Source organism: Methylobacterium sp. Leaf117 (assembly GCF_001422985.1).
GTDB lineage: Bacteria > Pseudomonadota > Alphaproteobacteria > Rhizobiales > Beijerinckiaceae > Methylobacterium.
Map to the genome: position 1 here is coordinate 1 of NZ_LMNL01000008.1, position 10,627 is coordinate 10,627.

A 10,627-nucleotide genomic window follows, 5' to 3' on the forward strand; every position below is an offset into this window, starting at 1 on the left:
CATCGCCACCCGCTACGACAAGCTGGCCCGAAACTACGCCTCGGCCGTCGCACTCGCTGCCGTCATCGCCTTCTGGTGCTGATCGAGTCCAGACCCTAACAGAACGGCACGGAGTTGGACGTTCCGCGTTGGTTTGGTATGGCCAGACCGCTTCTCCCCGATGATCGCTGGGACGAGATCGCTCCGCTCCTCTCGCCGCCTCGGACCCGTCCGAAGGGCAGGCGTCGTCCCATTGAGAACCGGGCCGCACTGACGGGCATCCTGTTCGTGCTGCGCTCGGGCCTTCCGTGGGAGATGCTGCCGGCGGAGATGGGCTGCGGCTCCGGCATGAGTTGCTGGCGTCGGCTGTGGGATTGGCAAGCGGCGGGCGTGTGGCACCGCCTGCATCACCTGCTCCTGGAGCGCCTACACGCCGCAGGTGAGATCGACTGGAGCCGGGCTTGCCTGGACAGCGCATCGGTCCCAGCCAGAACGTATGGCCCGCCCCGTCCGCAAGTGGCTTATGATCCGCTGGTCTGAGCAATCTGCATATGATCCTCCCCCGCTTGCAGCCCGACAATCAGGATGGTGACGGCGCGACAATCAAGATGAGGCACTGATCTCGTTCGCGTCCCGGAGGGAGGGCGAAGCCCGAGCGTAGGGACGCGAACGAGATCTGGCGATCACGGCCGACCGGCTGTGCGGACGGCCCTCCTCGCCGAGGAGGGGTCCCGCATGCCCGGCCGCCATGTGACCGATCGCCAGATGAGGCTCTACATGCAGTTCCGTCAGACTGACCCGCGACGTGCCGCGGCCGCCAAGGCCGGCTTCAGTCCCGCCACCGCCGACCGCATCGAGCAGGATCCACGCCTGCCGTCTCTGAAGAAGGCTCCCAGGGGTCGGCGGCGGCCCGATCCTCTGGCCGAGATCTTCGAGGCTGAGGTCGTACCCTTCCTGCAGGCCTCCCCCGGCCTTCGTCCCATCGCCCTGTTCGAGGAGATGATCCGGCGTCACCCCGAGCTCGATGCCGGCGTCCGGCGCACCCTGGAGCGCCGCATCCGGTCCTGGCGGGCGCTGCACGTTGCGGAGCAGGAGGTCATCTTCCGCCAAACCCACGAGCCCGGGCGGATCGGCTTGTCGGACTTCACCGACATGAATGCCGCCGGCATCACCATCGCGGGGATCGCGCTCGATCACCGGCTCTACCACTTCCGGCTCGCCTACTCGGGCTTCGAGCATGCCCACGTGGTGCTGGGCGGCGAGAGCTTCGTGGCGTTGGCTGAGGGGATGCAGAATGCGCTCTGGAGCCTGGGCGGCGCACCCGGCGAGCACCGCACCGACAGCCTCTCGGCCGCCTTCCGCAATCTCGACGCGGACGCGAGCGCCGACCTCACCCGCCGCTATGAGGCGCTATGTGCCCATTACGGCATGACCCCGACCCGCAACAACGCCGGCCTCGCCCATGAGAACGGGGCCGTCGAGGGGCCACACGGCCATCTCAAGCGCGCCATCGCCGACGCGCTCCTGCTGCGGGCGAGCCGCGAGTTCCCGGATCTCTCCGCCTACCGGCGCTTCCTCGACGAGCTCGTCGGGCGCCGGAATGCCCGCAACGCCCGACGGATTGACAGCGAACGGGCCTCGCTGAAGGCGCTGCCCCGGCATCGGAGCTGCGACTATGAGGAGACGGTCGTACGGGTCACCAGTTCGGGCGGCTTCACCCTGCGCAAGGTGTTCTACACCGTGCCCTCGCGCCTGATTGGGCACCGCCTGCGCGTGCGCCTCTACGACGACCGCCTCGCACTGTTCCTTGGCGGGACCCCACTCCTGGAACTACCCCGTGGGCGAGCCCATCCCGATGGGCGCCACGATCAGGTCGTGAACTACCGCCACGTCATCCACGCCCTGCGGCGCAAGCCGATGGCGCTGCTCAACCTCGTCTACCGCGACCGGCTCTTCCCACGGGACGCCTACCGCCACGCCTTCGACGCCCTGTTGCAGGCTGGTCCCGAACGGCAGGCCTGCCGCGTCATGGTCGAACTCCTGGCGCTCGCCCACGAGCGAGGCTGCGAAGCCGAACTCGCGGTGAGGCTCGCCGCGGATCTGGAGGCCCGACGTCTGCCCGACCTGGCGGCCCTGCGCGTCACCTTCGCACCGGACCCGGCCGGCATCCCGCACGTCAGCGTCCATCTGGCGACGCTCGCCAGCTACGAGGGGCTGCTGGGTTCCACCGTCCAGACGGGAGAGCTCGCATGAAGACCGCCTCCGCCGCCGACGTCGCCCGCCTCGCCGTCATGCTAGGCGACCTGCGCTTGCCCACCATCAAGGCCGTCTGGCCGAGCTTTGCCGAAAAGGCCGACACGGAAGGCTGGCCGGCAGCCCGCTTCCTGTCCGCTCTCGCCGAGCACGAGCTCGCCGAACGCGACCGGCGTCGCATCGAGCGTCATCTCGCCGAAGCACGCCTGCCGCCGGGCAAAACCCTGGACACCTTCGACTTCGAAGCCGTCCCGTCCGTCTCCAAGGCTCAGGTCATGGCCATCGCCGCCGGCGACGCCTGGCTCGGCACCGGGGCCAACCTGCTCCTGTTCGGGCCGCCCGGCGGCGGCAAGAGCCATCTGGCGGCCGCGATCGGCCTGGCACTGATCGAGAGCGGCTGGAAGGTGCTGTTCACCCGCACCACCGATCTTGTCCAGAAGCTCCAGATCGCCCGGCGCGACCTCACCCTGGAAGCGGCCCTCGCCCGGCTCGACCGCTTCGACCTGCTGATCCTCGACGACCTCGCCTATGTCACCAAGGATCAAGCCGAGACCAGCGTGCTGTTCGAGCTGATCGGCGCCCGCTACGAGCGGCGCTCGATCCTCATCACCGCCAACCAGCCGTTCGGTGAATGGGGCAAGGTCTTCCCCGACCCGGCCATGACGCTGGCCGCCGTCGACCGCCTCGTCCATCACGCCACGATCTTCGAGATGAACGTCGAGAGCTATCGGCGGCGTGCCGCCCTGGATCGCAAACGCGGGCCCGGCCGCCCACCAACCCGCGCGACAACAAAGACGGCGCCGTGATCGCCGCGCCGCGTCAATCAAACGGCCGATCCGCCTTGCGCCGCGCTCACCAGAGGACCAAACTCCTCCCGCCGCGACGCCGATGTGCCTCATCCAGATTGTCGCTGACCAATCATCCAGATTGCCGCGCTACACCCGCTTTTACGGACACCTCTGATACCCTTTCCGGTTGATTAGTTCGGCATGATTTTCTGTGGCCACCAGTGGAAGAGGGTGTTGGCCCTAAGGGTATCTGGATCGGCTTCAAGGTCTTGGCAGCGTTTCTCGATGCGATCTTGGATTTCAGCCAGGTGGTCGAAGTGCCGGTTGACGATGGGTTCGTCGACGAGGCGCCAGAGGTGTTCGGCGGGCTGGAGTTCTGGCGTGTAGGGCGGCAGGTAGACGAGCCGCAGACCGTCCGGCACGCGCAGTCCGGGTTCGGTGTGCCAGCCGGCTCCGTCGAGCAGCAGGATGACGGTGCGTCGCTCGCCCGCTCCGGCTTCGCGGGCGAACAGCGCCAGCAGGCCCTCGAAGAGCGGCTTGGAGACGCCGTTGCCGACGTACCAATGGCTCTCGCCGGTGGCGGGCGCCACGAAGGCGGTGACGTAGAGCCATTCGTAGCGGTGATGGCCAAGCGCGGTCGGCCTCTGCCCGCGTGGAGCCCAGACCCGGCGGATGATCGGCTTCAGCCCGATGCGGTGCTCGTCCGTGCAGAAGAGCGTGACCGGTGGGCCGGGATGGCGGGCTTCTTCCTCGGCGAGGGTCGCGGCGAGTTTTTTTAAAGGCGGCCTGCTCGTCGGGGCTGGCCGCCGCCGGGTTCTTGGGACGTGGCGCCTGGATCGACCAGCCGAGCGCCCGCAGCGCATCCCAGGCGCGTTGCGGGTAGACCGAGGCGAGGCCGAGTTCCTGGGCCATGAAGGCAGCGATCTTGGTCGTATTCCACGCCCCTCCATCGGGCGGCGGCGTCTCCAGGCGCGTGCGCAAGCGATCCAGAAGCTCAGGCGTCAGAAGCCGGGCGGGCGCGCCGTTGCGGCGCCGGCGGTCGCCCAGCACGTCGGGACCGAACTGGTTGTAGCGGCGGGCCAGTTGCTCCAGCCAGCGCGACACGAAGCCGGTCACGGCGGCGACCTCCGCCACAGTCTGCCCCTGGGCCAGAAGCCAGATCGCCTGATAGTGCCGCGCCGCGCAGGCGTCCTCGCTCGTGCGAGCCCGCCGGCCCAGTTCCTCCACGCTCAGATGTTCGGCGATGTGAGCCATGTCCGCCTCCCCAAGACTATGCGGAGGCTAAACCCATGACCGACCATTGGGAATCCAGCCCGAATCAATCAGCCGGAAACAGTATGATACGCTCCTTGCGGGCTGGGAAGGTGTTTGATGGCCAAGACGAGACGCGAGTTCACCCCCGAGTTCAAACGCGAGGCGGTGGCCCTGCTGGACAGCAGCGGCCGGCCGCAGATGCAGATCGCAGCCGAGCTCGGGATCCAACCCTCGATGCTGAGGCAGTGGCGCTCGGCGCTGATGGGTGGCTCCTCACCACCGCGGATAGCAGGGTCACCGGGAGCCGCGCCTGCGAGCCCGGTGGCGTCCCCCTCCGACCAAGCCGCTGAGATCGCCCGTCTGCGGCGTGAACTCGACCGGACGCGCATGGAGCGCGACGTCCTAAAACGTATGGCCCGCCCCGTCCGCAAGGGGTTTGTCAAAGACGGCATGATGGTCTGCATCAACGTATCCCGTCTCAAGGCTGAAGCCCTGGCCAAGCTGGATATCCGCACAGTCTGGTCCTCATAAAAGCGCCGGTGCCAGGCACCACATTTAGAACCAGGTTTCCAGACTGCCGGTACGACCCGTTATGCCATCTTCAGTTCACCTCACGCAGACATTGTGAGCGACCGGCATTGGCGCCGTCCGCAATCTTTGACGATCAGGCAGCGACGGGCGCTTGCCGATCGAAATCCTTTTCATGCCGCAGCACGGCCCACGCGATACGTGCCAGTTTCGCGGCCAGCGCCACCACCACGACATTGGGATGAGCGCGCGTCAGCATGGCCTGCAACCAGCCGCCGAGTTGGCTTGGCCTAGCAGCGAGATGCGGCATGGCGGCGCGAGCACCGTGGATCAGTTGCTTGCGCAGATAACCGTTCCCGCGCTTGCTGATCCCCAGCAGCTTCGTCTTTCCGCCGGTCGAGTGTTGCCGCGGCGTCAGGCCAAGCCATGCCGCCAGATCACGCCCCTTGGCGAAGGCGCTGCCGTCGCCGACGGCGGCAAGCAAGGCGGTCGCGTTGATGACGCCGATACCAGGGATGGTCGCCAGCCGCCGCGCCTGCTCATCCTCACGAGTCAGCGCCGCGAGCTCATCGTCATAGGCCTTGATCCGTTGGTCGAGCCCCGCCCACTCTGCACGAAGGTCGGCCAGCAACGCGCCGGTGCGAGCGCTGACGGCCGGATCGCCAGCCATGAGCTCTTCGAGGCGACGCATCAGGTTGATGCGCCCCTTGGGCAGGATGATCCCGCGCTCGAGCAGCACCGCACGCAACTGGTTGATCAGCGCCGTGCGCGCATTGACCAGCCGCTCGCGCACCCGGTGCAGGATCTGGAGGTCGAGCTGCGCTTCGCTCTTCAGCGATACGAAGCGCATCGTCGAGCGCGTCGCGGCTTCGGCGATCGCCTCGGCATCGCGGTCATCGGTCTTCTGCGCCTTGACGTAGGGCTGGACATTTTCCGGCGACATCAGCCATATCGTGTGTCCATGAAGCGCCAGCGTCCTGCCAAGGAAGTGGGCACCGCAGCACGCCTCCATCGCGATGACGCATGATGGCAAGGTCGTCGCGAACGTCACGATCGCATCCCGCGTCATCCGTTTGCGCAGCACCACTGCGCCGGTGGTATCCATGCCGGCTAAACTGCAGCTGTTCTTGCCCAGATCGATCCCGAGCACGGCGATAGGTGTCTTCGTCATCGGTCCTCTCCTACCGTTCCGGCGCCATCATAGCGCCGTAGGTTAAGGGGCGGGCCATTCCATAAAAGCGATCGGCATCTTCGCGGAGATGCCCAAGTGACGTTTGCCTTTATCGAGCAGCATGCGAGCACCTGGCCGGTGCGTCTCATGTGCTGCGTGCTCGAAGTTTCCCCCAGCGGCGACTACGGCTGGCGGTCACGCCCCGAGAGCGCCCGGTCGGTGTCGAACCGTCAACTCCTCGACCGACGTCCGGCGGATCCATGCCGAGCATCATAGGCGCTACGGCACACCTCGGGTGCACGCGGCCTTGCGCGCGGAGGGCCGAACAGCCAGTCGCGGACGCGTGGAGCGCCTCATGCGCCGCCAAGGCATTCGGGCCCTGGCTGGGCGTCGGTTCCGGCCCTGCACGACCGACAGCCGTCACGATCTGCCGGTCGCACCCAACCTCCTGAAGCAGCTCTTCTCGGCTGCCCTGCCTAACACGGTCTGGCTGGCGGACATCACCTACCTGCCCACCGGCGAGGGCTGGCTCTACCTAGCCGCCATACTCGATCTCGCCACCCGCAAGATCGTTGGTTGGTCCATGCGCGATCATATGCGGACCGAGCTGACATCGGCCGCCTTGATGATGGCCACCCAACGGCAGCGACCGGGGGCCGGCCTCATCTGTCACTCGGATCGCGGCAGCCAATACGCGGCAGAAGCCTACCGAAACCAGCTCGCTGACATGAGGGCGACACCCTCCATGAGCCGAACGGGCTGCTGTTACGACAACGCCCCGATGGAGAGCTTCTTCCACACCCTCAAGGTCGAACTCGTCCACCAGCGCCGATGGGCGACCCGGGACGAGGCCCGACGCGACCTGTTCGCCTACATCGAAGGATACTACAATCGGCAGCGCATCCACTCGGCCCTCGGTTACATCACACCCGAGCAGGCCGAGCGGAACGCGAGCTAAACCCCCGTCCGTCGAAACGGGGGAGGATCAAGCTCGCCCTCGACCATTTCGAGGGACGGTCCTGGACCGGGCTGCATCGAAACGCGCTGATGACGTGCATCGCCTGCGCCTACCTGCAGCACCTGCGCCTCGCCGAACATCGTCGGACGGGGCGGGGAAAAAATGATGACCCGCCTTCCGGGGCCGCCGCCATCACCCAGCCCGCCCGCCGTGCGGCAGGCCATCATCGGTCACCTGTTCGCCAGCCTCGTCCCGCCAGTCCTGTGCTCACACGTCTAAAGACGCCTCACGCTGCCCTCTGACATCAAAGTGCCCAGATAGTGCTAAATCCGACGACTCACGATCGCATCTCTCGTCAAGGAAATCGCGGCAATGAGATGAGGATGGTGCTCGATTTCTTCGTCGCGCGGTCAAGATTGCTCTATAATCGCAGTTTAACGTGTGAAGAGTTTGAGGCGCACGACGACGTTGGGTCATCACGATAGATGACCTTCTGGAAGTATTCTGAGTTCCGTCTGAGACTGGAATTACTATAGACACCGGTCGTCCGTCTCGTAAGTGACAAAGCATCTGAATTGAAAGGTGGGCTGGGTCTGCGCTATGGAGCCGGTACGCGTAGCTCGAATGTCTGCTGCGTCTCATCCCTCTCTCGCCACCATGGAAGAACCGCTTTATAAGCCGCGCTTTACGCGGGGTTTGTTGCCACGCGGAGCCGACCGAAAGGCGGAACGGAGACGACAATGGCTGAGCGTTGGACACCGAAGACCTGGCGAAATCTGCCGATCCAGCAGGTTCCCGCTTATCCGGACGCCGCTGCCTTGCATGTTGTCGAATCGCAGCTCGCAAGTTTTCCTCCGCTCGTTTTTGCAGGGGAAGCTCGGAAGCTGAAAGCCGCCCTGGCGCGAGTCTCGTCAGGCGAGGCGTTCCTTCTTCAGGGCGGCGACTGTGCAGAAAGCTTCGACGAGCACTCCGCCGACAACATTCGCGATTTCTTTCGCGTATTCCTTCAGATGGCTCTGGTGCTTACCTTCGCAGGCGGCTCTCCCGTGGTGAAGGTCGGTCGTATCGCTGGTCAGTTCGCAAAGCCTCGCTCTTCGCCTACCGAGACGATGGATGGCGTGACACTGCCGAGCTACCGCGGCGACATCGTCAATGGACTGACATTCACGGAAGAGGCACGCGTTCCCGATCCGCGCCGACAGCTTGAAGCGTACCGTCAGTCCGCAGCGACCTTGAACCTTCTTCGGGCGTTTGCGACCGGCGGTTATGCGAACCTAGAGAATTCGCATCGTTGGATGCTCGGGTTTGTGAAAGATTCTCCGCAATCGTCACGATATGCTGATTGCGCAGAGCGGATGACTGAAACTCTAGACTTCATGCGAGCTATCGGCATCAACCCAGAAACACATCAGGAGGTCCGCACGACGGACTTCTACACAAGCCACGAGGCCCTCCTGTTGGGTTATGAAGAGGCTTTGACACGGGTCGATTCTACCACCGGGGACTGGTATGCCACTTCTGGTCACATGTTGTGGATCGGCGATCGCACGCGCCAACCGGATCACGCCCATGTCGAGTATGCGCGCGGTGTCAGAAATCCGATCGGCTTGAAATGCGGGCCTTCAATGACCGCAGAAGGTCTGATAACGCTAATTGACAAGCTCAATCCGTCGAATGAGGCTGGCCGTCTCACGCTCATCTGCCGCTTCGGGGCCGACAAGGTTGGTGAGCATTTACCGAAGTTGATCCGAGCAGTTGAGCGAGAGGGGCGCAGCGTAGTCTGGGTTTGCGATCCGATGCATGGCAACACGATCTCCGCCGGAGGCTACAAGACCCGTCCCTTCGAACGTGTGATGCAGGAGATCGAGAGTTTCTTCGGCGTTCATCGTGCCGAAGGCACAGTCGCGGGTGGCATCCATCTGGAGATGACCGGGAAGGATGTGACTGAATGTACCGGTGGCGCCCGGGCTTTGACGGCGGAAGATCTACGCGATCGGTATCACACCTATTGTGATCCGCGGTTGAATGCCGAACAAGCGCTGGAAGTCGCGTTCCTCACGGCGGAACTCGTGAAGCGCGAACGCTCGACGATTGAACGTCCACGCCTTGATGCTGCTGAATAGTAACTGTGGTAGAACAGGATCGACTAGTCCAATTTCAGCTAGCCGATCCTGCTTTTTGACATTAATTGGCAGCTCGAAGCATTGCATCGGCGAAATGATGCACAAGGCTTGCCTCCAGCTTTCCTGTCATGCTGGTCAGGATGGCAATTGCTTCGCGCGCTGGCATCGGCTCTTTATAAGACCTTCTTTCGGTCAGTGCCGAGAAGATGTCGCAGATCGTCAATAATCTGACTGTATCGCTGATCTCATTGCCAATCAGACCATCTGGATAGCCGGAGCCATCGAGCATTTCATGATGATGGCGCACCGCACCTAGAGTCGTGGCATCACATCCGCTCTTACAAAGGATATCATAGCCGATGACTGGATGAAGACGCATGATTGCTACTTCGTCGGCGTCCAGACGGCCGGGCTTGTTGAGAATCTCGAGAGGGATCTGCGCCTTCCCGACATCGTGCAGCAGTGCCGCTCGGACGAAGTGTTCGCGATCTTTGGCTCCAAAACCAAGATGCAAGACGAATTGTGCAGCCACGCCGGCGACGAGGAGGCAATGTTGATAGGTCGCGTCGTCGTGCGTCCACACAGTCTCTAACCACCGGGTCAACCCGTTTTCTTTCACGGCCGCAAGAATTGGATCAAGGCCTGCATCGACCTGGACGAGCGAGATTGGTCCACCGGTCCGGACTCCTTCGAAAAGGTCGGTCAGAACTTCCCGCGCGCGCGATACATTTTTGATGATGGGCTGAGCGAGGACGTCGGTCTCCCTCTCTGTGATTTCCGCGAGAAGAGCTTGAGCAACAATATGCGGAGCGGTGTAAGCAGGGAAGCAAATGGTAGCGCCGAGGTCTCGTGCTTGACGGAGATCCTGATCTGTTGTCGACCGCAACAAACAAACAACCGGTAGCGCGCTATCACCCTTCCGGCGTAGGAAGGCCCGGAGTCGATTTGCCGCCTCGCGCCGACTCAGTGTCATGTCCGAGACAATGGCGCGGGGTGCCACATCGAAAGGCTGCTCCTGACCAACGCTCAAGACTTCGCAGCGTCCAATCGCTTTGATCAGTGTCTCTAAAGCAACGCTACGGTCTGGCCGGTCGGTAAGTAGATAGATGGCCGCGTCCACCATGGCGTCCTGATTTCCTAGCTCAACTCTCAATTTCTAAATTTCTTAACGATCCAACACGACCTGGAAAAAACGCATTAATCAGCTAAACTCGATTTCAAAACAGCGAAGATGGATGTCCTAAATTATAATGGAGCAAGAATATTTTATGCTGGCGAAAGTCAATTCATAAAGTATGGCAGGGGCCTCCGTCTGAGATCGTATCCAGAGAATAAACTAGAATCGTTTTCGGACTGTGAATCTTTTTGCATGCGTCGACACAGAAAATGATATTCCATTCAATCTGGCAACCTGAAATGAGGCAATGGAAACTTGTCGATCAATAGACATAAAAATTCTTCATCGAGAAAAATAAGTGTATAGCATGCACATAGTAAAAAACTATTGGTTGTTTATATTCAACTTGTGATATTTTATAATTCAATCATTCAAATGATAAGCGTTGCATAATTC

Annotated in this window: 6 protein-coding genes and 4 pseudogenes; 7 read left to right on the plus strand and 3 right to left on the minus strand. The window is 62.6% G+C overall.

The features are described from left to right. Positions 1–138 precede the first annotated feature (138 nt). The 3 genes and pseudogenes from ASF57_RS06260 to istB all read left to right on the plus strand — a co-directional run. Positions 139–471: pseudogene (locus tag ASF57_RS06260) on the plus strand (transposase); the annotation flags it as partial. 243 nt (positions 472–714) lie between these two features. Further along, positions 715–2,232, plus strand: coding sequence for an IS21 family transposase (gene istA / locus ASF57_RS06265; protein WP_082503740.1), 1,518 nt, complete (start codon positions 715–717; stop codon positions 2,230–2,232). Then, a complete protein-coding gene (gene istB / locus ASF57_RS06270) occupies positions 2,229–3,038 on the plus strand; it encodes an IS21-like element helper ATPase IstB (protein WP_056481133.1) in 810 nt (269 codons plus the stop codon). The genes istA and istB overlap by 4 nt, the downstream gene beginning before the upstream one ends. 173 nt (positions 3,039–3,211) lie before the next feature. On the opposite strand, the gene ASF57_RS06275 is transcribed toward istB, so the two are convergent. Then, a complete protein-coding gene (locus tag ASF57_RS06275; RefSeq protein ID WP_156375995.1) occupies positions 3,212–3,970 on the minus strand; it encodes an IS630 family transposase in 759 nt (252 codons plus the stop codon). A gap of 421 nt (positions 3,971–4,391) precedes the next feature. On the opposite strand from ASF57_RS06275, the pseudogene ASF57_RS06285 reads away from it, so the two are divergent. Then, positions 4,392–4,703 (plus strand): annotated as a pseudogene (locus ASF57_RS06285) (transposase); the annotation flags it as partial. A 235-nt stretch (positions 4,704–4,938) separates the two neighbouring features. On the opposite strand, the gene ASF57_RS06290 reads toward ASF57_RS06285, so the two are convergent. Then, entirely contained in the window at positions 4,939–5,952 is a 1,014-nt protein-coding gene (locus tag ASF57_RS06290; RefSeq protein ID WP_244476843.1) for an IS110 family transposase, read from the minus strand. A gap of 84 nt (positions 5,953–6,036) precedes the next feature. Between ASF57_RS06290 and ASF57_RS06295 the strand changes: the two are divergent. From ASF57_RS06295 to ASF57_RS06300, 3 genes and pseudogenes are all read left to right on the plus strand, one after another. After that, positions 6,037–6,931, plus strand: a pseudogene (locus tag ASF57_RS06295) (IS3 family transposase); the annotation flags it as partial. A gap of 14 nt (positions 6,932–6,945) precedes the next feature. Next, positions 6,946–7,233: pseudogene (locus tag ASF57_RS26785) on the plus strand (IS701 family transposase); the annotation flags it as partial. A gap of 438 nt (positions 7,234–7,671) precedes the next feature. Next, positions 7,672–9,054, plus strand: a complete 1,383-nt coding sequence (locus tag ASF57_RS06300; protein ID WP_056186726.1) for a 3-deoxy-7-phosphoheptulonate synthase class II — start codon at positions 7,672–7,674, stop codon at positions 9,052–9,054. A 61-nt stretch (positions 9,055–9,115) separates the two neighbouring features. Here the strand turns inward: ASF57_RS06300 and ASF57_RS24475 are convergent, their stop codons facing one another. Then, positions 9,116–10,177, minus strand: a complete 1,062-nt coding sequence (locus ASF57_RS24475; RefSeq protein ID WP_082503734.1) for an HD domain-containing phosphohydrolase — start codon at positions 10,175–10,177, stop codon at positions 9,116–9,118. Positions 10,178–10,627 lie beyond the last annotated feature (450 nt).